The organism is Micromonospora okii (assembly GCF_020884795.1).
Classification (GTDB): domain Bacteria; phylum Actinomycetota; class Actinomycetes; order Mycobacteriales; family Micromonosporaceae; genus Micromonospora; species Micromonospora okii.
Window position 1 is genome coordinate 42,104 of record NZ_BBZF01000027.1, and the last position, 23,515, is coordinate 65,618.

Consider the following 23,515-nt stretch of genomic DNA (forward strand, 5'->3'; position numbering starts at 1 on the left):
GCGAGGCGGACGCGCCGCGGCCGACCGGCCGCGGCGCGTCCGCGCGGAGTCAGCCCGTCATGGTCGCGAAGACGACGACGTTGTCCACGTAGCTGCCCGCCTCCTCGTCGAACTGGCCGCCGCAGGTGACGACCCGCAGGCCCGCCCGGTCGCTGGGGCCGTAGACCAGCTCGCTGGGGAAGTCGTTCTTCGGGTACGACCGCACGTCGTCCACGGTGAACGTGAGGCGGCTGCCGTCGTCCCGGGAGACAGCGATCGTGTCGCCGGTGCGCAGCGCGCCGAGCTGGAAGAAGACGGCGGGCCCCCCGACCTTCGCCGAGTCGACGTGGCCGACGAGCACCGCGTTGCCGATCTCGCCGGGGCTCGCCCCCGGGGAGTACCAGCCGGCGCTCATGGCCTGCTCCAGCGGCGGCACCTGGACCGTGCCGTCCGGGTTGGTGCCCAGGGTCATGACCGGGGCGTCGACCCCGATCCGGGGGATCGAGACGGTGGTCGGGGCGGCCCGGCCCACCCCGACCGCCGGCTGCCCACCGCTCGTCACCGGCCGCTCCACCCCGGCCTGGGCCAGCGGCTGGGGCGGGCGGGGCGCGGGGACGTCGCGCAGGGAGACGCCGAGCGTCCCGACGCCGGCCAGGGCGAGCAGGACGACGACGGCCGCGCCGGCGGCGCGCCACGGTCTCCCGTGACGGCCGCCGGCCGGTGTCGCCGTCACGTCAGGCGAGGGACCCATTGGTCCGACGCCGCCGCATCAGCACGATCCCGCCGAGCGTCGCGGCGCCCAGCATGCCGGCCCCGGTGGTGGCCAGCCCGCGGTCGACGCCGCCGGTCGCGCCGCCGTCACCGCCGTCGACGCCCCCGCGCGGGAGCACGACCAGCTCGCCCTCGCCGCAGGAGCCGTGGATCTTGTAGCGGCCCGGCTCGGCGTCCGAGTCGACCCGGGCCTCGCCGTAGTAGACGAAGTCCTTCCCGTGCTCCCAGGAGTCCTCGTCCTCGCCGTGGCGGCCCGACTCGTCGTCGTTGTCGCCGTTGTCCTTGCCGTGGCGGTCGGACTCGCCGTTGTCCTTGCCGTGGCGGCCGGACTCGCCGTTGTCCTTGCCGTGGTGGTCCGACTTGTCGTCGTTGTTGCCGTGGCGGCCCGACTTGTCGTCGTTGTTGCCGTGGCCGCCGGACTCGCCGTTGTCCTTGCCGTGGCGGTCCGACTTGTCGTTGTTGTTGCCGTTCTCCTTGCCGTGGCGGTCGGACTCCTCGTCCTTCCCGTTGCGGTTCGACTCCTCGTTCTTGCCGTAGCCGGAGCCCCCGCTGGTGTTGCCGTACTCCTTCTCGGACTGCTGGTCGGACTCGTAGCCGCTCCACTCCTCCTCACCGTAGGAGTCGTCGGGGGCCCCGCCGCCCTTGCCGTCCTGCTTGCCGTTCTCGTTGTCCTTGCCCTGGTCCTCGCCGGGCTTGCCGTGCCCCTCGCCGGGCTTGCCCTGCTCGTTGCCCTTGCCCTGCTCGTCGCCGGGCTTGCCCTGCTCGTTGCCCTTGCCCTGCTCGTCGCCGGGCTTGCCGTTCTCGTTGTCCTTGCCCTGGTCCTCGCCGGGCTTGCCGTGCCCCTCGCCGGGCTTGCCCTGCTCGTTGCCCTTGCCCTGCTCGTCGCCCGGCTTGCCGTGCTCGTCGCCCCGGCCCTGGTCCTCGCCCGGCTTGCCGTGCTCGTTGTCCTTGCCCTGCTCGTCGCCGGGCTTGCCGTGCTCCTTGCCGTCCTCGCCCTGGTCCTCGCCGGGCTTGCCGTGCTCGTTGCCACCCCGGTCTTCGTCGCCCCGGTCACCCCGGTGGTCGCGGCCCTCGGCCGGGCGCAGGTCGACCTTGCCGGTCACCTTGGACCAGACGAAGACGTCCTCCTTGCGCTCCGTGCAGATCTCCAGGAGCGTGACCTTCTCGCCGGGCTTGACGACGTGCGGCTTGGCGTAGATCTTGCCCTCGCGGGCCTCGCCGTCCTGGTGCCCGTCCGCGAACGCGATCCCCGGCGTGAACACCAGCAGGGACGCGCCGCCGAGGGCCGCACCCGCGACAACCTTCCCGAGCATCTTGTTTGCCATGACCTGCGTCACTCCATCCCTCTTCGTCCTGAGCCCGACGTCAGTCGAGCTACTGACGACGTTAGACCTTTTCGCGAGCTATCAGGGGAAAGATTCGCGTTTTACGTTATGCGGGCATTGATCAGAAAGGAGTGTTAGGGGCGGTTCGCCCCTGCTGGTGGCCGTCGCATCCGGGCCGGCGGGTTGCCGACCGCCTGGGCGTGCCGCACTCTTTCGGGCACCGGGGGTGCAGCCGCGCGCGCCACCCCGTTCGACGGCTGGCCGGCCCCGCTCGGCGACACTGTCCGGTTCTCCAACCTGCGGACGCTCATAGAGCCATTGCTATGGAAGCGCTCCCATGCAAGAATTCCCCTACGCGGTACGGGGAGCCACACCGCGCGGCGCGGACGTCGAGGGCACCGGTCGCCACCGGACGACGTCGGCCTTCCGACCGGCCTGGAGCGCCGGTCGCGCACCACCACCACAACGCCCGTCCGGGTCGGGCAACCCGAACCCCCATTGGCACGCGTCGGCCGTCCGCAACCAGCGACGCACGCGCGCCGTTCCGCCGGGCCGCGAGTCCGGTCTCGCCCAAGGAGATCAGTGGCATGAGTATGAGGAAGAGGCTGTCCGGTAGTCGCCGGGCGCTCGCACTGTCCGGTGCGGGTGTCCTGGTCGCTGGCGGCATGGTGGCCATCCCGGTCACCGCGGCCCAGGCCGCGACCCAGTGCAGCGTCGACTACACCACCAACGAATGGCCCGGCGGAATGACCGGCAACCTCACGATCAGGAACCTGGGCGACGCCCTCAGCTCCTGGAACCTCGGGTTCACCTTCCCGAACAGCGGCCAGCGGGTCGTGCAGGGCTGGGCGGCGAAGTGGAACCAGAGCGGGCAGAACGTCACCGCCGCGAACGAGTCGTACAACGGCGCGCTTCCCAGCGGCGGGAGCGTCAGCATCGGCTTCAACGGCACGTGGAGCGGGAGCAACCCGAAGCCCACCTCGTTCACCCTGAACGGGGTGGTCTGCAACGGCGGCAACCCGAACCCCACCACGCCGCCGCCGACCACGCCCCCGCCGACGACCCCGCCGCCCACCACGCCACCGCCCACCACGCCGCCGCCGACGTCGCCCCCGCCGGGGCAGAAGGTGGACAACCCGTACCTGAACGCCAAGGGGTACGTGAACCCGGAGTGGAAGGCCAAGGCCGAGTCCGTGGCCGGCGGCAACCGGGTGTCGAACAACCCGACCGCCGTCTGGATCGACCGGATCGCCGCCATCAACGGCACCCCGGACAGCAGCTCCAACGGCGCGATGGGCGTGCGTAACCACCTGGACGAGGCGCTGAAGCAGGGCGCGAACTACATCCAGTTCGTCATCTACAACCTGCCCGGCCGGGACTGCTCCGCCCTCGCCTCCAACGGCGAGCTGGGCCCGAACGACCTGCCCCGGTACAAGGCCGAGTACATCGACCCGATCGCGGCGATCCAGCGCGACGCGAAGTACGCCAGCCTGCGGATCATCAACATCATCGAGATCGACTCCCTGCCGAACCTGGTGACCAACACCTCGGGCAACCCCGGCGGCACGGCGATGTGCGACACGGTCAAGGCCAACGGCGCGTACGTCAACGGGGTCGGCTACGCCCTGGCCAAGCTCGGCGCGATCGGCAACGTCTACAACTACATCGACGCCGGCCACCACGGCTGGCTGGGCTGGGACAGCAACTTCAGCCCGAGCGCCACGATCCTGCGGGAGGCCGCCGGCGCGTCCGGCAGCACCCCGGCCAACGTGCACGGCTTCATCGTCAACACCGCGAACTACTCGGCCCTCAAGGAGCCGCACTTCAAGGTCACCGACTCGGTGAACGGGACCACCGTGCGGCAGTCCAAGTGGGTCGACTGGAACTTCTACGTCGACGAGCTGTCGTTCGCCCAGGCGTTCCGCAACGAGCTGGTCTCCAAGGGCTTCGACTCGAAGATCGGCATGCTGATCGACACCTCCCGCAACGGCTGGGGCGGCTCCGCCCGGCCCACCGGCCCGGGCGCGACGACCAACGTGGACACCTACGTCAACGGCGGTCGGGTGGACCGGCGCATCCACGCCGGCAACTGGTGCAACCAGGCCGGCGCGGGCCTCGGCGAGCGTCCGAAGGCCGCTCCCGAGCCGGGCATCGACGCCTACGTCTGGGTGAAGCCCCCGGGTGAGTCGGACGGCTCCAGCAAGGAGATCCCGAACAACGAGGGCAAGGGCTTCGACCGGATGTGCGACCCGACCTACACCGGTAACCCCCGCAACGGCAACAACCCGAGCGGCGCCCTGCCGGACGCCCCGATCTCCGGCGCCTGGTTCGCGGCGCAGTTCGCCCAGCTCATGCAGAACGCCTACCCGCCGCTCTCCTGATCAGGCGGAAGGCCCGTCCGCCGTCGCGGGAGTGAGGCACCGCGGCGACGGGCACCCGGCCCCTGGTCCGACCGCACACCGGTCGGGCCAGGGGCCACCCCCTGTCCGCCGCCCCGCGTCCCCGGAAGACTGCGGGCGGGAGGAGGCAGGCGGACGGTCAGGGGACGGTCCGCTCCACCGCCTCCCGGCCGTGCTCGGCCAGGTCCCGGCGGGCCCGCTCGACGTTGCCCGGCGTCACGTCCTGGCCCCGGGCCCGCACCAGGTCCTCCGGCTCCCACGGCTGCTCCGCGCCGGTGCGGATGTTGTCCCCACCGGCACCCGTGCCCGCCCCGTACGGGTCGCCGATCAGGTCCTCGGTCGAGCCGGCGCCCTCCGGGGCGTCCCCCGGCTCGGCGAAGGACGGGGTGTCCCGGTCGGCCCCGCCGCCGGTGCGCAACTGCGGCACGGTGCTCTCGTCGTCCACCGCGGCGGCCACCTCGGGGCTCTCCTCCAGCGGCGGCCCGCTGTTCCGGTCGCGTCCGGTCATCCTGCTGCCCTCCTGTCCGCAGGCGTTGCCTGATCCCCCCGGCCTACCCTCCAGCGTCGCGAACATGCCGTCGGCGCGGCCCAGCGACCCGGACCCGGTGAGGGAGCGGCGGACGGCTCAGCCCCGGTCACCGGTCGACTCGGGCGGCTCGGCCGGCCGGAGCCACTGCCAGAGCAGGAAGAGCAGACCGAAGGCGAGCATCGCCAGCCCGGCCCACAGGTTGATCCGTACCCCCTGGGCCTTGTCGATCTCCGCCGGCCCGTCGAAGATCCCGACCACGCCCACGACCAGCCCGTACGCGACGAAGAGCCCACCGATCACCCGGCGGATGTCGAACAGCCGTGCGGCGGCCGACCTGCTCCGCTCCGCCTCGGTCTCCTCCACCAGCGGGTCGTTCGCCTCCTCGGCGTTCTCCGACACGGCTGGCCTCCCTTCTGATCGTTGCGCGACGGGCTAGAAGACCGGCAGGTAGAGCAGGGCGGCCAGTACCAGGGCGATGCCGCCGAGCAGCACCGGGGAGCGGTACCAGGCGGTGTCGCCGGCCAGCACGTCGCCCTTGAGGTCGACGCCGCCCATCCCGTACACGAGGCCGCGCAGCTCGTCGTCGCGCTTCGGCGCGGTCAGCGGGGTGAGGACCAGCGCGACGACGGCCGCCGTGACGAACGCGATCCCCGCGCCCCAGAAGCTCTCCTCCAGGTCCGAGTTGAAGTGGATCACCCCGCCCTTGTAGAGCAGGTACGTCGCCAGCGCGGCCAGGGTGCCCAGCAGCAGCGACCAGAAGCCGGCCACCGCGCTCATCCGCCGCCATAACATGCCGATGATGAACGTGGCGAAGAGGGGGGCGTTGAAGAGCGAGAACAGCGCCTGGATGTAGTTCATGATGTTGCTGAACCCGGCCGCGATGAAGGCGGTGCCGATGCCCACCACGACGCCGCCGACGGTGGCGTACCGGCCGATGCGCAGGTAGTACTCGTCGCTGCGGTCGCGCCGCACGTACGCCTGCCAGATGTCGTACGTGAAGACGGTGTTGAAGCCGCTCACGTTGGCCGCCATGCCGGCCATGAAGGAGGCGAGCAGGCCGGTCACCGCCACCCCGAGCACCCCGTTGGGGAGCAGGTCGCGCATCAGCAGCGGGATGGCGTTGTTGTAGACCAGGTCGCCGGACTCGGCCCCCAGCCCCTTCACCGTGACCAGGGCGATCAGGCCGGGGATCACCGTGACGGCCGGGATCACCAGCTTCGGGTACGCCGCGATGATCGGCGTGCGCCGGGCGGCGCTCATGTTCCGGGCCGACAGCGCCCGCTGCACCTCGGCGAAGTTGGTGGTCCAGTACCCGAAGGAGAGCACGAAGCCGAGGCCGAAGACGATGCCGATCCAGTGCGCGCCCAGCGGGTTGTCGGTGGTGCCGGTGCCCTGCCAGGCGTGCAGCCCCGCCTCGCCCAGCTTCGAGCCGCGCACCGCGTCCATCAGGCCGCCGACCCCGCCCACCTTCACCAGGCCGATCACGGTGATCGGGATGAGCCCGGCCAGGATCACGAAGAACTGGAGCACCTCGTTGTAGATCGCCCCGGACAGGCCGCCGATGGTGATGTACGCCAGCACGATGGCCGCCCCGACGATGATCGCGATCCACAGCGGCCAGCCGAGCAGCGCCTGCATCACCAGCGCCAGCGCGTACAGGTTGACCCCGGCGATGAGCACCTGGGCGACCGCGAAGCTGAGCGCGTTGAGCAGGTGGGTGGGGCGGTTGAACCGCAGCCGCAGGTACTCGGGGACGCTGCGGACCTTGGAACCGTAGTAGAAGGGCATCATCACGATGCCGAGGAAGACCATCGCCGGCACGGCGCCGATCCAGTAGTAGTGCACGGTCATCATGCCGTACTGCGCGCCGTTGGCGGCCATCCCGATGATCTCCAGCGCGCCCAGGTTGGCCGAGACGAAGGCCAGGCCGGTGACCCAGGCGGGCAGCGAGCGCCCGGAGAGGAAGAAGTCGACGCTCGTGCGGATAGCCCGGCGGGCGGCGAACCCGACGCCGAGGACGGTGACGAAGTACAGCGCCAGGATGCCGTAGTCCAGCGCGTTCATGCTCAGCCGCAGGCCGCCGCCGTCGCCCATGCCGTCACCCCTCGTGCCGCCGCTGGTTCGCGCCCTATTACCCAGGGTGCAAACTTTCATGCTCTGCGTCACGGTCGCGGCGTGGCTTCCTCAGGCCGCCCCGAGCGCGGCGGCGAGCTGGACGATCCTGGCCGGGGCGTGGGGGTCGCGCGTCAACCGGGCGAGCAGCTCCCGGGCGGCGGGGCGGTGGCGCACCTCGGCCGGCGCGGTGCGTTCGGCGTCGAGCACCGCCCGGCCCGCGCCCGCCGGGTCGTCGGCCGCGAGGTACGCGCGGGCCGCGTCGAGCAGGTGGGCCGCGCGGTGCTCGGCGGGCAGCCACCGCCAGGCGTCCCGCCGGACCGTCCTCTCGTGCCAGCCGACCGCCCCGCCCGCGTCGCCCAGGTCGAGCGCGGCGGCGACCCGGGCCAGGTCGACCGCCGTCGGCCCGAAGGCGGTCCGGTGGTGGTCGTGCCCCTCGCCCACCCGCCCCGCCAGCTCGGCGGCCTCGCCGAGCAGGTCGGCGGTGGAGTGCTCGTCGCCGTCCCGGGCCGCCGCCAGGGCCGCCTGGGCGAGCAGCGTCCCGCACAGCGACAGCTCCGCCGGGCCGGCGGCGTCCGGCACGGGCGGGGCGATCCGGTACGCGGCGGCCAACGCCGCCGACATGGCCGCCCGCGCCCGCCCCGACGCGCGCAGCGCCTGACCGAGCTGCACGGCGGCGGCGGCCACCAGCACCGGGTCGCCGGCCGCCACGGCCATCGCCCGGTCGGCGGCCAGCCAGCCCAACTCGGCCTCGCCGAGCTTCACCAGCAGCGCCGCGACGATCCGGTACGCCTCGACCAGCGGCGCGCGCCCCGCCCCCGGGACGTCGGCGTGGCAGCGCTGCGCGTCGGCCAGCACCCCTGGCACCAGCGCGACGACCTGCGGGTACCGGGCGTGCTGGAAGGTGGTCCAGGCGTGCGCGACCTCCTGCGCCAGCCGCTCGGGCGGCAACCGGGGCAGGTGGGCCGCCCCCGACACACCCACGACCGTCTCGTACGCCGACAGCGCCGCCCGGACGCGCTCGACGCCCTCGGCGCGCGTGGTCACGTCGGCGGGGCGGGCGTCCCGGCCGAGCAGCACCGCCGGGTCGATCCGCAGCACGGCGGCGATCTCGTGCAGGGTCGACACCTTGTCCAGGGCGCGGACCCCGCGCTCGACCTTGTCGACCCAGCTCTTCGACTTGCCGACCCGGTCGGCGAAGACCTGCTGCGACAACCTCCGCCGCGCCCGCCAGTACGCCACCCGCCGACCGACGGGGAGGTCACTTCTGTCCACGCCGCCACCGCCGGTCGGGCACCGCCCGGGTGGTCTCCTCGGCCGGTATCCGCTCGGCCTCGGCCAGGTCGAGGATCCGCCGCCGGGCCGCCTCCCGCTCCGCCTCCTGGATCTGCTCGCCCACGCTGCCCACGCTGCCCTCGCGGGGAGGCGCGTCGATCGTGCGGCGTCGCGCCTGCCGATCCCGCCAGGTCTCCAGCGTTCTGCGCGCCCACGCGAGCCTCGGGCATCCGTCGTCGGTGCACTTGGAGCAGGCGTTGCGGCTGTGGAAGTCGAGCGCGTAGCCGGCCAGGATGACGCTGAAGGGCTTCCCCGACGGGCTCCGGCTACCCACGCCGCCCCTTGCCCCGGTTGCGATCCGTGACGTCCGGGCACGCGCGCTCGACGGCGTTCGGTTCTTCGGGCTGTTGTGGGGGACCCGCTTCGCCGTACGCCCGGGACTTTCGGGAAGACGTCGAGCTTTCGACGACGTCGATTGGCTCGTCCTGACGCTGGAACCATTTGACCTTTGCCACCTGCGGCCTCCCGGAAAAGAGGGGCGCGGCGGCGGGATTCTCGGGGAAGGGAATGACGACCGCCGCGCCCGGCTGAGGGACGCGGTTGGCAGCCGTACCAGTTGGGAGATTCGTGCCAGTCGCGCCCGGAACTGGACGTTACGGGCGTCGACCAGGTGCGACGGTGATGATCCGTACCCCTGTGGTTACTACCAGTTGATGCCCATTGCCAGCGCCAGTTCTCGGGCATCCTCGCCGGTCGTGCCGCGTCGGCTCGTTAGTTCCAGGGTGGCGGCTCGCGCGAAGGGGTTGTACCGGACCGTGTCCGTGCTCTCGCGCAAGCCCCGCCCGAGCAGGTGCACGGCGGCAATCTCCTCACGGCGCGCCAGGTGTGCCCGGGCTGCGTCGATCAATGCGGCGGCTCGACGGGTCCGGGACGGCAAGGCCAGGTAGTCGATGGCTGCCGCGCGGCGGATGGACTCGCCTGGCCTGCACAGGTCCGCCTCCATCGTCGCTGCGGAGATCGCGCAGACGGTCTCCCCGAACATCAACCAGGGATGCGCGTAGCCGCTGCCGAGCCGTCTGGCGGATTCCTCGGCGAGGTCCCAGGCGCGCCATGCCTGTCCGGCTCGGCCAGCCTTGCTATGCCCGAGCGCCACCCCCAGGTGTAGCTGACCCCAGCGGGCGCGAGAGTCAGCGTCGGCGTCGGGATCAACGGCGGTCAGCGCCTCCCTCAGTACTTGCTCCGCTGCGTCAACCATGTTGGACGATCGGTAGACGTGGGCGTAGTACCAGGCGGCGACGGCGACCGCTCCCGGATCGTCGGCCTCCTGTGCCGCGGCCATTGCGCGGTCGGCTGCCAGCCACACCAACTCCGGGTACGGCTGGTGGGCGAGGTACAGCTGGGCGAGATGGTAGACACGGGCCAACTCGACCAGGGCGCGCCGCCGTTCGACACCCTCCAGCCGCCAGGTGCTACGACGCGCGTCGTCGAGCAGACTCGGCAACACCCCGGCGATGGCGGTCCTTTCCGTGGTGGATCCGTGCCAGATGCGCCATGCCTGGTCGACCAGGCCCGTCAATGTCTCCGCCGGGGCCGGGGTGCCCGCCGGGGCGGAGGGGCGCTGCATGGTGGTAGCGATCTGGGCGATGTCGGGATGCCCGGCCCTCGTGACCGACGCAACCGGAAGAGACTGCTCGCCGGTCAGGTCGGCCAGGTCGGAGATACCGAGCACTTCGGCGAGACGAAGAAGCATCGGCAGCCGAGGGACGAGCAGGCGGCCCGTCTCCAGCGCCTTGACCCACTCGCTGCTGCGTCCGACGAGCCCGCCGAGGACTGCTCTCGTCTTGCCGACTCGTTCGCGGTGGGCACGTAGACGAGCACCAAACGTCTCAGCATCGCTCATGACGTCGCTCCCAGGTAAGCGGGCTCGGCGGCGGCACCGCACATTTCCAGCGGGCCACCACTTCGGACGGTACACCGGATACGTCCGAGGTGGTGACACTGCGCACTCGGAGGGAAACAATGGGGTATGGGTCCACGTCGGCGTGGCGCGGCAGCCCTGATCGCGCTTCGCGCCGCCCAAAGGCCACACGTCGCGCGTGGTGCCTGGGGGATTGATCGAGAAGAGGTTGCGATGACTGATCTGGCCGGCGCGTCCTGGCGTAAGAGCAGCCGTAGCGGTAACGAGGGTGAATGCGTCGAGGTGGCCGACAACCTGTCCGGCGTTGTCGGCGTGCGGGACAGCAAGGACGCCAGCGGCCCTGCTCTCGTCTTCGCCCCCGCAGTCTGGTCGGCTTTCGTCAGGGGTGTGCGGGCAGACGCCCTGAGCTGAACGCCGACAACAGTCGAGCTGGCCGAGGGCGGGCCGGGCTCCGTCAGCGGGGTTCGGCCTGCCCTCGACTCGCGCTGCTCAGGGGCTGCGCAGGCGGCTTCGGGCTCGGAGTAGGGCGGGTCGCGGGTGCGGCAAGGGCATTTCGGGCGCGCTCTCATGTCGCGGCCCCTGGCTGACGCTGGATCGTCCCGCGTCAGCCCCTTGATCGACTCCGTGTCGGCGACATTGCGCCTTCATCCGTTTTTGATCGCCCCATGTCGGCGACACGGAGTCGATCAACGGAGTCGCTACGGCTTCCGGCCGCGCGGTGCGCCCCGGCCGCGCGGCCGGAGCGTACGGCGCGGCCGGTGCCGCCCCGTCAGGGCCGGGCGTCCTCGTCGTCGAACTCGGGCGGGAGGTCCCCGGAGAGCAGGTCCTCGGCGTGGCCCTCCACCATTGTGGCGAACTCGGCGGAGCGCGGCAGCATCGTGCTCTCGTAGGTCTGGACGGCCTCGTCGACGGTGGTGGAGCCGGCGAGCGCGAGCGCGAGTTCGCTGGCGTCGAGCATGGCGAGGTTGACCCCGAGGCCGAGCGGCGGCATGAGGTGGGCGGCGTCGCCGAGCAGCGTCACGGTGGGGTTGCGCTCCCAGGTGTGCGGGGCGGGGAGCGCGAAGATCGGCCGGTCGACGTACGCACCCTCGTTGTCGGTGATCATCTGCTTCGTCCGCGGTCCCCAGGCGGCGAACTCGGCGAGCAGGTGGGCGCGGATCCCGGCGGTGTCGTCGGGCCGGAGGCCCGCCCGGGTGATCCAGTCGACCGGGGCCTTGCGCAGGACGTAGACGCGGATGTGGTCGCCGCTGTTGCGCTGGCCCCAGAGGGCGCGCTCGCCGTCGGCCGCCGAGGCGCTGCCCGGGCCGACCAGCGCGGCGAGTTCCGGGTGCCGGTTCTCCACGTCGTGGAACCAGGCTTCGGTGAAGCTGATGCCGACGTACCGGGGGACGGCCGGCGAGACGGTCGGGCGAACCCGGGAGAACGCCCCGTCGGCGCCGATGACGAGGTCCGTCCCGACGGTCGTGCCGTCGGCGAAGTGCAGGGTGCGGGGGCCGGCGGCGGGGCCGCCGACGCTGCCCAGTTCGTGGCCCCACCGTACGGTGCCGGGCTCCAGGGAGTTGAGCAGCAGGTCGCGGAGCTGGCCCCGGTCGATCTCGGGCTTGAACAGCTCGCCGTCGTCGGGCACCAGGTGCGCCCGCAGCTCGCCGTGGACGTCCATGATGCGGTTCTCCTGGCCTTCGGGGCGGCACAGCCGGAAGAACTCGTCGAGCAGGCCGGCCTCGCGGAGCGCGATCTGGCCGTTGTCGGCGTGCAGGTCCAGGGTGCCGCCCTGATTGCGCGCGTCGGGGTCGGGGTCGCGGTCGTAGACGGTCACCGCGAGGCCGTGCCGTTGCAGGATGCGGGCGCAGGTGAGCCCGCCGGGCCCCGCGCCGACGATGCTGATCCTGGCCTGCCGGGGGTCTGGTGAGGTCATGCGCTGTCCTTCCGTGGGCCCGGACGTCGTCCCCTGACGGAGACGGCCGGGGAATCTGGGGCGCGCGCTCCCGCCGAGCGGCAGGTCGAGGTGGCTCGGGGTGTCGCGCCGATCCAGAAAACCATACTGAGTTCAAAAGTGCAACGAGTCAACTTATTGCCTCATGCCGCGATCGACTACACTCGGCTCATGACCCAGAACCCCGTCGGTCGGCGCGAACGCAAGAAGGCCGCCACCCGGCAGGCGATCGCCGACGCCGCCCTGCGCCTCTTCCTGGAGCGGGGCTACGACCAGGTCAGCATCCGTGACATCGCCGATGCGGCCGACGTCTCGACCACCACGCTGTTCAAGCACTTCACCGGCAAGGAGGCACTGGTCTTCGACCAGGACCAGGAGAACGAGGCGCAGTTGATCGCCGTCGTGCGGCAGCGCCCCGACGGGCAGGGCATCATCGACGCCCTCCGCGAGTACGTCCTGGGCGCGCACCTGTCGACCGCACTCCACCCGCAGATGGCGGAGTTCAATGAGCTGGTGGAGTCCGTGCCGGCGCTACGCGCGTACGCGGAACGCATGTGGACCCGGCACACCGACAGCCTCAGCACGGCCATCGCCGGCGAGCTCGGCGTCGCGCCGGACGACGTCGCCTGCGTCGCCCTGGCCCGGTTCGTGCTCCAGATCCCGAGCCTCACGCGCGGGCGGGCCGACCGCCGCGCCGCCGTCGAGACGGTCTTCGATCTCCTCGCCAACGGCTGGGCGTCCCTGAAGGGTCCGGCACCCGCCTCCCCGCCGCCCGCCGGTCCACCGGCAGGCAGCAAGTTCACTGAAAGTGGGTCCTGAACGGCGGAGATGGCAGCACTTACCGTGAACTTGCGGGGATCGTGCCGGGCACGGCGGGACGCGCGCCGAAGGAGGGCGGGTACGGCCCGGCCATGCCCTGAGCAGAACCGCGTCCGAGGCGTGCGAAAAGCTGCGCGCCGTCGCTGTGCCGGTCGGTCGGCCGCAGCCGACACTTTCACTGAAACTGTGCCCTCAAGCGGCGGAGATGACGACACTTTCCCTGAAGTTGTGCGGATCTTGACCTGTCGCGGGGGTGCTCGTGGGGAGAGTGGGGCGGCGCGGGGTGCGGACGCGCACACGCCCCGGCCAACGTTGGCCGGGGCGTGTGATCGCGCCCAACGCGAGCACTGCTCGGTGAGGTCGAAGGAGTCGACCTCACCGACCGCGCGGTGCGACGGTGACCTGGGCGGCGACGGCCGCGACCTGCTCCTCGGTCAACAGCGCCGGCGCCTGAAGGTGGAAGGCGGTCCCGTCGGGCAGCGGAACCTGGAGGAACCACCCGTCGAGCGTCTGCACCAGATCGCTGTCCCTGCCGTTGACCTGCACCGTGCCGACCCGCTTCGCGCCACTCACCAGGCTCATCGGATCTTCCGCGGGAGCCTCGACGAGATTGACGCTGAGTTCCTCGCCGGACGCGGGATCACGGAGGGTCACGGTCTTGTTGTCCTTGAAGGCCGCCAACTGCCAGCCGACCGGAGCGAGACGCACCTGCAACGGCACCGGCTGGCTGTCGTCCACCACGGTCGAGGCGAGCGCCCGCACCGCCGTTTCGCTGCCGAAGCGACCATTGCCGGTGAGCGTGACCCACTGACCGGGCCGGCGCTCCCAACTCAGCACCACCGACCTGCCGGACTGCGCCTGACGCTCGACCACGAAGCCGGGCTCGTCGCCCTTCACCGAGACGGGCCGGACCCGCTCAGCCGCGTCCGGGGGCACGTACCGATCGCCGACGGCGAGGTATACGTCGCTGACGCCATCAGTCGCCAGGAAGACCGCCGTCATCACCGGCCGTTCGTTTCCCTGCTCGTCGCGGGCGACACCGCCACTGAAGGTCGGCGCGGCCAGGCCACCGGGGCGAGCCTGCAAGCCGATGGGATACACCGGCGCGTCGAACGCCACGAGCTGCACGGCCGTCGACCGGTCCGCCGGCGCACGATGCTCCGACAACACGAACAGACCGCCGGCCGCCGCGGCGACCACGACAGCAGCGGCGAAGCCGAGGCCGACCCGCCGATGGTGAAGCCCTCCACCCGCACGTCCCCAGCCCCACCGACGGCGGGCCGACGCGGCCGGGGCCACCTCGGCCATCAGTCGGCGGCGAGCACCGGACAGGGCCGCCGAAGACGCCTCCGGCGCGTCCGGACCATAGTCGCGCAGCAGTTCGAGATCGTTCACAGCAACTCCTCATTGATCATCGCCGAGCTGAGGGATTCACGGGTCAGGCGTCGCGCCCGGTTGAGTCGGGACCGGACGGTGCCGACAGGTATGGCGAGCGCCGCGGCAATCTCGACGTAGGACAACCCGGCCCACGCCGTCAGCAACAACACGTCCCGGTCCCCGCGTTTCAACCGCGCGAGAGCCGCAGCCAACTGCTGGCGCAGGGACTGCGCATCGACGCGTTCGACCGCCTCGTCGTCGTTCGACATCGCATCGTCGGTGGCAACGGTCAACCGGGCCAACATGCGGTAGCGGCGCTCCTCCTGCCGCCTATGCCGATGCAGCACGTTCGTCGCAATGCCGTACAACCAGGCCCGCGGATCGGCGCCCTGCGATCGATAGGTCGCTCTCCGCCTGAAGGCGATCAGGAACGTCTCGGCCAGCAGATCGTCGGCCGCGCTACCGACCCGCCGCGCCAGATATCGGTGTACGGCCACAGCATGCCGGTCGAACAGCGTCGCGAACCGCTCCGGACACCCGACCGACTCGCGCATCAACACGTCGTCGTCCACGAGCTGCGACGGTGCCACGAGCTGCGACGGTGCTACGAGCTGCGACGGTGGAGGTCGCTCCGACCGAGGGCCGAGCGGCTCACCCAAAGAAAGATCCCTCACCTCGTACGTTGCGCTCACACCTGTTCATGCCCGCAGAGCCCGACCGGGTTCACGACGGCGGCTGGCAACGCCGCACGCCCCGGCCGTCAGGGGGCCGGGGCGTGCGTGGAGCGGTGTCGGGAGGCGGTCAGCGGCCGAGCACCCGGTCGAGGAAGTCGCGGTACCGGCGTACCGCGATCCGGAGCTGCTCCGTGTCGTCGCCGTCGCCCTGCTGCCAGTCGCCCAGCTTGTTCTTCTGGGCGGCGAGCGCGTCGGCGAGCGCCGCGATGGCCTCCTCGACCAGCGACTCGGCCTGCCCGGCGGCGGCCTTCGGGTCGTCGACGAAGCGGAGCTGGACGTCGCGCCAGCGGTCCCGGAAGCCCTGGGCGGCGTCCGGCTCGAAGAGGGTGGTGGCGTCCGCCGGCACCGCGCCGGGCGTCGACCGGGCCGCCTCCGTGACCCCGGCCGCACCCGTGCCGACCTGGCCCGCACCCGTGCCGACCTGGCCCGCACCCGTACCGAGCCGGCCCGCACCTGTGGCGACCCGGCCCGCGCCGGGCGCGTCGGTGCCCGTCGCGCCCGCCCCGGCCACGCCCGCACCGGCGGCGGCGGAGGCGCTGTCCGGGTCGACCATGCCCGACTCGGCCTGGCCGTAGCCGGCCGCGCCGGAGGCGACGGCGGCCCGGGTGTCCCGGTCCGCACGGTCGTGCCCCGCCGTGTGGCGGACGTGCTCGGGCCCGCGACCGGCGTGCTCGTGCCCCTCGCGTACCTGGCTGTGCTCGCCGTGCTCCCGCAGCCCCTCGCCGTGTTCGCGTCCCTCGCCGTGCTCCCGCAGCCCCTGGCCGTGTTCGCGCCCCTGGCCGTGCTCGCGCCCCTCGGCGGCGTGGCGGGCCCCGGCGTGCTCGCCGGCCTCCCAGCGGTCGCGGTCGTGCAGGCGGTCGGCGGCGGTCGGGTCGGCCCGCTCGGCGTCGAACGCGTCGGTGCGCCCCGGCGCGCCGTCGCCCGGCCGGGCGGTGTCCTCGTTGCGGGGGTCGCGCTTGTCCTCCGGCCGGCCGCCGGCCATCGCCGAGGCGGCCACCGCGTCCCCCACGGTCGTCGCGCCGAACGCGGTCGGCAGCGGGGCCGGCTCGTGGAACTCGGGCGTGCCGTCGCGGTCGGCGTCCCGCACGTCGTACGGGCGGGTGTCGTCGCGGTCGTCCCGGCCGCGCTCGCCGGGCACGACCGGGCTGTCGAAGGTGCCCCGGTCGTCCAGCACGTCCTCGGGGACCTCGCTCCGGCCGTCGGCGTCGCGGCCCCGGCGGGCCGCCGCGTCGCCCGGGGGCGGCACGGGCACCGGCGCGGACCGGACGGCCTCGGGGTGGTCGCTGCTCACCTGCTGCTCCTGGCGCATCGTGGCTCTCCTCAACGGCTCGTGGCGTCGTGCGGGCGGGCGGTCGGGGCGTCCTCCGGCCGGTGCGCGGAGGTCTCCTGCGGCCGGTGCGCCGGGGCGTCCTCCAGCCGGTGCGCCGGGGTCTCCTGCGGCCGGTGCCCGCCGGTCTCCTCCGGTCGGCGCGTCTCCTCCGGTCGGCGCGGCTGCGGCGCGGTGGGCACCGGGTCGTCGCCGAGCAGGTCGGCGAAGAGCGCCCGGTAGTGGACGACCGCCTGGCGCAGCTCCTCGGTGCCGGCCTCGCCCCGCTCGTTGCGCAGCCGGATCTCGTGGGCGTCGCGGTAGTGGGACAGCGTGCGGGCGTGCTCGACCGAGAGGTGGGCGACCTGGTCGGAGAACTCCCCGGTCGGGTACCCGCGCTCGGCGATCAGCCGGCCGACCAGCTCGTCGGCGTCGCTGACCGTCTCGGCGGGGGAGTCGACGAACCGGACCTGGAGCTCCTCCCACGCGGCGGCGTACCGGGCCCGGGACTCGGGGGTGAGCGGGGTGAGCGTCAGCTCGGCGTGCCGGCGTTCCCGGTCGCGCAGCTCCCGCTCAGCGGCGGAACGGCTCTCCCGCTCCGCGACCACCCGGTCGTACTCGGGGCCGAACCGGTCCCGCAGCGCGCGGCGGCGGGCGGCCTGCCGGAGGACGACCGCGAGGGCGGCGACCACCACGAGTACGACGAGAACGATGACGATTACCTGCGTGGGCGACATGGCTCCTCCTTCGCACTCCGGTATTCCCTCAGGCCACTGATCGCCAATCCCGATCCGGTCGATTTTCCCGGTCGATCCCGGGTGGCGGGGGCGATTTGGGCGGATGCTGCCCCGCCGCGCCGGTTGATCGACACCTTGTCGGCGACATGGCGGCATCCCAGCGGCGGGGAAGCCGCCATGTCGCCGACATCGCGCCCGCAGTCGATCAAGGCCGGGCAGCGAGGCCGGGCAGCGAAGCCGGGCGGCAGGGCTGGGCGGGCCGGCGGAGCGGGCCGGCGAGGCCGGGGCATGACGCGAGGCACACCCCGAAAACTTGACTCGTTCCAGAAAGCGAGCCAGGGTTGGGGCATGCCGGTCGAATCAGACGTCGAGCGCCTCCGGGCGGCCGGGCTGCGGGTCACGCGGCCCCGCCTCGCGGTGCTCGCGACGGTGCGCGACCGGCCGCACCTGGACGCCGACACGATCACCCGTCTCGCCCGCAGCAGCCTCGGGCGGCTCTCCGGGCAGGCGGTCTACGACGTCCTGCACGCCCTCACCGGGGCGGGCCTGCTGCGCCGGTTCGCCCCGGCCGGCGGCCCCGCCCGGTACGAGGTGAGCGGGGCGGACCACGACCACCTGGTCTGCCGGGAGTGCGGCGCGATCAGCGACACCGGCCGCGGCCCCGAACCCGGGCCCTGCCTCGACCCCTCGGTGGCGGCCACCTTCGCGGTGGAGACGACCGAGGTCACGTACTGGGGGCGATGCCCCGACTGCCAGCAGCGACAGCGAACCGGAGGAGAGCGATGAGCGACCCGCAGGCCAGCAAGCCGATCCTCACGACCCGTCAGGGTCACCCCGTGCACAACAACCAGCAGCAGCGGACGGTCGGCTCACGCGGCCCGGCCACGCTGGAGAACTACCACTTCCTGGAGAAGATCAGCCACTTCGACCGGGAGCGCATCCCCGAGCGCGTGGTGCACGCCCGCGGCTTCGTCGCGCACGGCGAGTTCGAGGCGTACGGGACGATCGGCGACGAGCCGGCCTCGAAGTACACCCGCGCCAAGCTGTTCCAGACCAAGGGCGAGAAGACCCCGGTCACCATCCGGTTCTCCACCGTCATCGGCGGCCGGGACTCCTCCGAGGCGGCCCGCGACCCGCGCGGCTTCGCGGTCAAGTTCCGCACCGAGGACGGCAACTGGGACATGGTGGGCAACAACCTCCAGGTCTTCTTCATCCGCGACGCGATCAAGTTCCCCGACGTGATCCACTCGCTGAAGCCGGACCCGGTGACCTTCCGCCAGGAGCCGAACCGGATCTTCGACTTCATGTCGAACACGCCCGAGTCGATGCACATGCTGACCTGGCTCTTCTCGCCGTACGGCATCCCGAAGAACTACCGGACCATGCGCGGCTCCGGGGTCAACACGTACCGGCTGGTCAACGCCGAGGGCGAGGCCGTGCTGGTCAAGTTCCACTGGATGAGCCAGCAGGGCGAGCACAACCTCACCGAGGCCCAGGCCGCCGAGATCCAGGCCAAGGACCTCGGCCACGCCTCGAAGGACCTCTACGAGGCCATCGAGCGCGGCGACTTCCCGAAGTGGGAGCTCAACGTGCAGGTCATGAGCGACGACGAGCACCCGGAGCTGGACTTCGACCCGCTGGACGACACCAAGATCTGGCCGGAGGAGGACTTCCCGTACCTCCCGGTCGGCATGATGACGCTCAACCGCAACATCACCGACCACCACAACGAGAACGAGCAGATCGCCTTCGGCACCGGCGTGCTGGTCGACGGCATCGACTTCTCCGACGACAAGATGCTGGTCGGCCGGACGTTCTCCTACTCGGACACCCAGCGGTACCGGGTCGGCCCGAACTATCTCCAGCTCCCGGTCAACCGCCCCCGCGAGGACGTGCAGGTCAGCACCAACCAGACCGGCGGCCAGATGTCGTACGGGGTGGACAACCGGGGCGGCAACCCGCACATCAACTTCGAGCCGTCCTCGGTGGCCGGCCTCCAGGAGGCCGACGAGTCCTACCGGGAGTACCGCCCGTTCGTCTCCGGCCACGTGGTGAAGGCCCCGATCGAGCGGGAGAACAACTACTCGCAGGCGGGCCGGCGCTACCGCGAGATGGCCGACTGGGAGCGGGACGACCTGATCCTCAACCTGGTCACCAACCTGGCCCAGTGCGACAAGCACATCCAGGAGAAGATGGTGTGGCACTTCAGCCAGTGCGACGCCGACTACGGCCGTCGCGTCGCCGAGGGCCTCGGCCTCCCCGTCGACGCCTGACGGAGCCGGCCACCTGCCCGACGACGCCGGCCCACCCGAGACCGGCGCCCACGAGCGCCCCGCCCGCACCGGGCGGGGCGCTCGCGTCGTCGGCGGGGCTCGCGTCGTCCGGACGGTCCACGGCGGAGACCGGCGGGGGTGGCGTGGCCCGGCGCAAGGGCCGGTACCGCAACCGGCGACGATTACGTATCCTGCCCAAGGCGCCCGTGCCGGTGCCCCGGTGCCGTGGCCGGCGAAGCCCGGTCGACGCCGGTGCCACCCGCTGCCACACCTTCCGGGCGAGGTCTGATGAACACCCGCGACTGGCCGATTCGCTGGAAGCTGACCGCGTTGGTCGTCGCCCCGGTGAGCGCGCTCCTGGCGCTCTGGATCTTCGCCACGTCGCTCACCCTCGGACCGGCGCTGGACCTGCTCTCCGCCCGCACCCTCCTGACCGACCTCGGCCGCCCCGGCGAGGCGGTCGTCGCCGAGCTGCAACGCGAGCGCCGGCTGACCGTGGTGCAGCTCGCCGGCACCGGGGAGCTGCTGGCCCTGACCGAGCAGCGGCGGCGCACCGACACCGCCATCGCCGAGCTGCGCGGCCGGGTCTCCCACGAACGGCTCCGCGACGCGACCGGCGACGTCCTCGACGCCCGCATCGACCTGCTCCTGGGCGAGCTGGGCTCGCTGCCCGTCGGCCGGGGGTTCATCGACCGGCGCGCGGTCGACCGGGCCGGCGCCATCGGTCTCTACAGCGGCATGGTGGGCGCGGCCTTCCAGGCGTTCACCGAGCTGGCCGCGCTGCCCGACGACGACCTCAACCGGCAGGCCCGCGCGTTGACGGCGCTCGGCCGGTCCCGGGAGCTGCTCTCGCAGGCGGACACGCTGCTCGCCGGGGTGCTGGCCGCCGACCGCCTCACCAGGGGCGAGCACGCCCAGCTCGTGCAGATCATCGGCAACCAGCGGTTCCTGACCGAGATGGCGGTGGCCGACCTGCCGGCGGATGCCCGCACGGCGTACCAGCGGCTGGCCGGCGGCGGCGGCTTCGCCCGGCTGCGGGCCCTCCAGGACTCGCTGGTGCGGGCCGAGCCGGGCCGCGCCCCCGACCTGGACGTCCCGGACTGGCAGGCCAGTCAGGAGGCGGTCCAGAAGGGCCTGCGCGAGTTCGAGATGGCCCAGGCCGACGGGATCGCCGACCGCACGGTGCCGGTGGCCACCGGCATCCTGGTCCGGCTCGGCGCGGCCGGCGTGCTCGGGCTCGCCGCCGTCCTGGTGTCCGTGGTGGTCGCGCTGCGGGTCGGCCGGTCGCTGGCGCGGCGGCTCTCCGGCGTACGGACCGACGCGCTGGAGATGGCCGAGCGCCGGCTGCCGGACCTGGTCGCCCGGCTGCGCCGGGGCGAGGAGGTCGACGCCGAAGAGGAGGCACCCCCGCTGGAGTACGGCGCGGACGAAATCGGCCAGGTCGGCCACGCCTTCAACGAGGTGCGCCGCACGGCCGTGCGGGCCGCCGTCGACGAGGTCACCCTGCGGCGCGGGCTCAACGAGGTCTTCCTCAACATCGCCCGGCGCAGCCAGGGGCTCGTGCACCGGCAGCTCGCCCTGCTCGACCGGATGGAACGGAAGGTGGAGGACCCGGACGAGCTGGCCGAGCTGTTCCGGGTGGACCACCTGGCCACCCGGCTCCGCCGGCACGCCGAGGACCTGGTCATCCTCGCCGGGGCCGCCCCCGGCCGGGGCTGGCGCAACCCGGTCGCGATGTTCGACCTGGTCCGGGGCGCGATCTCCGAGGTGGAGTCGTACGACCGGGTGGACATCGCCGACGTGCAGCCCGCCGCCACCGCGGGCCGGGCCGTCGGCGACGTCATCCACCTGCTCGCCGAGCTGATCGAGAACGCCACCGCCTACTCCCCGCCGGGCACCCGCGTGACCGTGCGCGGGCAGAACCTCCCCAACGGGTACGCCATCGAGATCATCGACCGGGGGCTGGGTATGCCCGAGGCGGCGATGGAGGAGGCCAACGGCCGGCTGGCGACGCCGCCGGAGTTCGACCCGGCCGACAGCGCCCGGCTCGGGCTGTTCGTGGTGGCCCGCCTCGCCGCCCGGCACGGCGTCCGGGTCCGGCTGCGGCCCGCCGCCGAGGGCGGCGTCAAGGCCGTGGCGCTGATCCCGCCGGACCTGGTGACCACCGAGCCGCCGCTCCCGAAGCCCGGGGCGGGGCCGCGCGACTCCGCCGACGACCGGCGGATGGCCAAGGTCACCCGGCTCAGCACCGTGCCCCGGCCCCGGGGCGGCCGGACCGGCCGGGAGCGCGTCGAGGCGCAGACGGCGGTGGTGCCGCTGGTGCCCAGCCGATCCTCGGTAACCGACGCCGACGGCCTGCCCCGCCGGGTGCGCCGGCGCGGCCCCGCCGCCCGGTCCTGGCCGGTCGCCCAGGACGCCCCGACCCCGCGCAGCCCGGAGGAGGCCCGCCGGCTGATGTCCGCGCTCCAGTCCGGCACCGCCCGGGGCCGGCGGGACGGCGCCGCCGCCGGCCCGCCGCCGTCCGCCGGGACCGCCGCCGCGACCCCCGCCCCGGAGACCCCGGCGGCGCTTCCGCAACCCCCGACCGCAGATGAGAGGGATGCCTAGTGCGGCACACGACGAAGCCGAACATCGACCTCGGCTGGCTGCTCGACGAGCTGGTGGAGCGGGTGCCGAGCGCCCGCCAGGCGGTGGTGCTCTCGGCGGACGGGCTCCTGCTCGGGGCCTCCGCCGACTTCGACCGCACGGAGGCCGAGCACCTCTGCGCGCTGGCCTCCGGCTTCTCCAGCCTCGCCAAGGGCGCGAGCCGGCACCTCGCCGCCGGAGGCGTCCGGCAGACCGTGGTGGAGATGGAGTCCGCGTACCTCTTCGTCACCGCCGCCGGGCAGGGCGCGTGCCTGGCGGTGGTCGCCGAGGCCGACGCGGACATCGGCCTGGTGGCGTACGAGATGGCGATGCTGGTGGTTCGGGTGGGCGAGAACCTCAGCGCCCCGGCCCGGTCCGGGGCGGGTGCCGCCGATGCGGGCTGAGCCACCCGGGCCTCGGCACGAGTGGCTGGACGCGGACGCGGGGCCGGTCGCGCGCCCGTATACCCTCACCGGCGGCCGGGTTCGGCCGTCGGTCGGCCTCGACCTGGTCGCGTTCGTGCTCGCGGCCAGGGGCGCGGACCCGGCGGGGCAGTCGCGGCTGCACCCGGAGCACGTCCGCCTGGTCGAGCTGGCCCGGCGGCCGGTGCCGGTCGCCGAGTTGGCCGCCGAGCTGGACCTCGCGGTGGGCGTGGTCCGGGTGCTGGTCGGCGACCTGCTCGCCCGGGGCCTGGTCTCCGTGCACCAACCGGCCGGCACCACGTTCCTACCCGACGACAACATCCTCAAGGCGGTGGTCAGTGGACTCCGTGCGTTATGACCGTGACGGTTCCGGGGTGCGGATTCCGCTGGCCCTCAAGATCCTGATCGCCGGCGGTTTCGGGGCCGGCAAGACGACGCTGGTGAGCGCGCTGAGCGAGGTCCGGCCGTTGCAGACCGAGGAGATCCTCACCGGGGCGGGGATCGGCGTTGACGACCTCTCCGGCGTGGAGGGGAAGTCGACCACCACGGTGGCGATGGACTTCGGCCGGATCACGATCAACGAGGATCTCCAGGTCTACCTCTTCGGTACCCCGGGGCAGGACCGCTTCTGGTTCCTCTGGGACGAGCTGGCCTTCGGGGCGCTCGGGGCGGTGGTGCTCGCCGACACCCGCCGGCTGGCCGACTGCTTCCCGTCGATCGACTACTTCGAGCAGCGGGGCATCCCGTTCGTGGTCGGGGTGAACTGCTTCGACGACGGCCGGCGGTTCAGCCTGGACGCCGTACGGCACGCCCTTGACCTGGACCCGGAGGTGCCGCTGGTGTTCTGCGACGCCCGGGACCGGCAGTCCGCGAAGATGGTGCTGATCTCCCTGGTCGAGCACGTCGCCCGCCAGCGCGGCGAGCCGGTGCCGGCCTGACCGACCCGGCCTCGGCCCAGGGGCGGGGCGGGTCGCGGGCATC

At 72.7% G+C, this 23,515-nt stretch carries 22 protein-coding genes; 9 read left to right on the forward strand and 13 right to left on the reverse strand.

The window, feature by feature from the left end; translation table 11 throughout:
• Positions 1-49 precede the first annotated feature (49 nt).
• Positions 50-712 carry a class F sortase gene (locus tag LPU43_RS25770; protein WP_229403120.1) on the reverse strand — a complete coding sequence of 221 codons (663 nt, stop codon included), beginning with the start codon at positions 710-712 and terminating at the stop codon, positions 50-52.
• Position 713: 1 nt separating this feature from the next.
• Positions 714-2,075 carry a hypothetical protein gene (locus tag LPU43_RS25775; RefSeq protein ID WP_229403121.1) on the reverse strand — a complete coding sequence of 454 codons (1,362 nt, stop codon included), beginning with the start codon at positions 2,073-2,075 and terminating at the stop codon, positions 714-716.
• A 587-nt stretch (positions 2,076-2,662) separates the two neighbouring features.
• Between LPU43_RS25775 and LPU43_RS25780 the strand changes: the two genes are divergently transcribed.
• Positions 2,663-4,456, forward strand: coding sequence for a glycoside hydrolase family 6 protein (locus tag LPU43_RS25780; RefSeq protein ID WP_305075118.1), 1,794 nt, complete (start codon positions 2,663-2,665; stop codon positions 4,454-4,456).
• A gap of 157 nt (positions 4,457-4,613) precedes the next feature.
• Here LPU43_RS25780 and LPU43_RS25785 read toward each other — a convergent pair whose 3' ends face one another.
• The 6 genes from LPU43_RS25785 to LPU43_RS25810 form a co-directional block, all read right to left on the reverse strand.
• Entirely contained in the window at positions 4,614-4,982 is a 369-nt protein-coding gene (locus LPU43_RS25785; protein WP_229403122.1) for a hypothetical protein, read from the reverse strand.
• Between the two features lie 117 nt (positions 4,983-5,099).
• Positions 5,100-5,402, reverse strand: a complete 303-nt coding sequence (locus LPU43_RS25790) for a hypothetical protein (RefSeq protein WP_229403123.1) — start codon at positions 5,400-5,402, stop codon at positions 5,100-5,102.
• Between the two features lie 33 nt (positions 5,403-5,435).
• Positions 5,436-7,097, reverse strand: a complete 1,662-nt coding sequence (locus LPU43_RS25795) for a sodium:solute symporter family protein (RefSeq protein WP_229403124.1) — start codon at positions 7,095-7,097, stop codon at positions 5,436-5,438.
• 90 nt (positions 7,098-7,187) lie between these two features.
• Positions 7,188-8,390: a helix-turn-helix domain-containing protein gene (locus LPU43_RS25800; protein WP_229403125.1), complete on the reverse strand. Its 1,203-nt coding sequence runs from the start codon at positions 8,388-8,390 to the stop codon at positions 7,188-7,190.
• Positions 8,377-8,724, reverse strand: coding sequence for a hypothetical protein (locus LPU43_RS25805; RefSeq protein WP_229403126.1), 348 nt, complete (start codon positions 8,722-8,724; stop codon positions 8,377-8,379). Before LPU43_RS25805 ends, LPU43_RS25800 begins: the two co-directional genes overlap by 14 nt.
• Before the next feature lie 369 nt (positions 8,725-9,093).
• Positions 9,094-10,290 carry a helix-turn-helix domain-containing protein gene (locus LPU43_RS25810; RefSeq protein ID WP_229403127.1) on the reverse strand — a complete coding sequence of 399 codons (1,197 nt, stop codon included), beginning with the start codon at positions 10,288-10,290 and terminating at the stop codon, positions 9,094-9,096.
• A gap of 231 nt (positions 10,291-10,521) precedes the next feature.
• Between LPU43_RS25810 and LPU43_RS25815 the strand changes: the two genes are divergently transcribed.
• On the forward strand, positions 10,522-10,719 hold the full coding sequence (locus LPU43_RS25815; protein WP_229403128.1) for a DUF397 domain-containing protein: 198 nt from the start codon (positions 10,522-10,524) through the stop codon (positions 10,717-10,719).
• Between the two features lie 358 nt (positions 10,720-11,077).
• On the opposite strand, the gene LPU43_RS25820 is transcribed toward LPU43_RS25815, so the two are convergent.
• Positions 11,078-12,223: an FAD-dependent oxidoreductase gene (locus tag LPU43_RS25820; RefSeq protein ID WP_229403129.1), complete on the reverse strand. Its 1,146-nt coding sequence runs from the start codon at positions 12,221-12,223 to the stop codon at positions 11,078-11,080.
• 189 nt (positions 12,224-12,412) lie between these two features.
• Here LPU43_RS25820 and LPU43_RS25825 point away from each other — a divergent pair, with 189 nt between their 5' ends.
• The gene (locus LPU43_RS25825; RefSeq protein ID WP_229403130.1) at positions 12,413-13,060 is read left to right on the forward strand and encodes a TetR/AcrR family transcriptional regulator; all 648 of its coding nucleotides are present in this window, start codon (positions 12,413-12,415) and stop codon (positions 13,058-13,060) included.
• 375 nt (positions 13,061-13,435) lie between these two features.
• Here the strand turns inward: LPU43_RS25825 and LPU43_RS25830 are convergent, their stop codons facing one another.
• The 4 genes from LPU43_RS25830 to LPU43_RS25845 form a co-directional block, all read right to left on the reverse strand.
• Positions 13,436-14,260 carry a hypothetical protein gene (locus LPU43_RS25830; RefSeq protein ID WP_229403131.1) on the reverse strand — a complete coding sequence of 275 codons (825 nt, stop codon included), beginning with the start codon at positions 14,258-14,260 and terminating at the stop codon, positions 13,436-13,438.
• Positions 14,261-14,451: 191 nt separating this feature from the next.
• Positions 14,452-14,991 (reverse strand): RNA polymerase sigma factor, encoded by a 540-nt coding sequence (locus LPU43_RS25835; protein ID WP_229403191.1) that lies wholly within the window; start codon positions 14,989-14,991, stop codon positions 14,452-14,454.
• Between the two features lie 247 nt (positions 14,992-15,238).
• Positions 15,239-16,480, reverse strand: a complete 1,242-nt coding sequence (locus LPU43_RS29005; RefSeq protein WP_229403132.1) for a hypothetical protein — start codon at positions 16,478-16,480, stop codon at positions 15,239-15,241.
• An 11-nt stretch (positions 16,481-16,491) separates the two neighbouring features.
• Positions 16,492-17,214 carry a hypothetical protein gene (locus tag LPU43_RS25845; protein ID WP_229403133.1) on the reverse strand — a complete coding sequence of 241 codons (723 nt, stop codon included), beginning with the start codon at positions 17,212-17,214 and terminating at the stop codon, positions 16,492-16,494.
• Positions 17,215-17,562: 348 nt separating this feature from the next.
• Between LPU43_RS25845 and LPU43_RS25850 the strand changes: the two genes are divergently transcribed.
• The 6 genes from LPU43_RS25850 (at position 17,563) to LPU43_RS25875 (ending at position 23,472) form a co-directional block, all read left to right on the forward strand.
• Positions 17,563-18,000, forward strand: a complete 438-nt coding sequence (locus LPU43_RS25850; RefSeq protein WP_229403134.1) for a Fur family transcriptional regulator — start codon at positions 17,563-17,565, stop codon at positions 17,998-18,000.
• Entirely contained in the window at positions 17,997-19,487 is a 1,491-nt protein-coding gene (locus tag LPU43_RS25855) for a catalase (RefSeq protein ID WP_229403135.1), read from the forward strand. The genes LPU43_RS25850 and LPU43_RS25855 overlap by 4 nt, the downstream gene beginning before the upstream one ends.
• 288 nt (positions 19,488-19,775) lie before the next feature.
• Complete coding sequence (locus LPU43_RS25860; protein ID WP_229403136.1) at positions 19,776-22,094, forward strand: sensor histidine kinase; 2,319 nt, start codon at positions 19,776-19,778, stop codon at positions 22,092-22,094.
• Complete coding sequence (locus LPU43_RS25865) at positions 22,094-22,516, forward strand: roadblock/LC7 domain-containing protein (RefSeq protein ID WP_229403137.1); 423 nt, start codon at positions 22,094-22,096, stop codon at positions 22,514-22,516. The genes LPU43_RS25860 and LPU43_RS25865 overlap by 1 nt, the downstream gene beginning before the upstream one ends.
• On the forward strand, positions 22,506-22,892 hold the full coding sequence (locus tag LPU43_RS25870) for a DUF742 domain-containing protein (RefSeq protein WP_229403138.1): 387 nt from the start codon (positions 22,506-22,508) through the stop codon (positions 22,890-22,892). Before LPU43_RS25865 ends, LPU43_RS25870 begins: the two co-directional genes overlap by 11 nt.
• Positions 22,873-23,472 (forward strand): GTP-binding protein, encoded by a 600-nt coding sequence (locus tag LPU43_RS25875; protein WP_229403139.1) that lies wholly within the window; start codon positions 22,873-22,875, stop codon positions 23,470-23,472. Before LPU43_RS25870 ends, LPU43_RS25875 begins: the two co-directional genes overlap by 20 nt.
• The last annotated feature ends 43 nt before the right edge of the window (positions 23,473-23,515 follow it).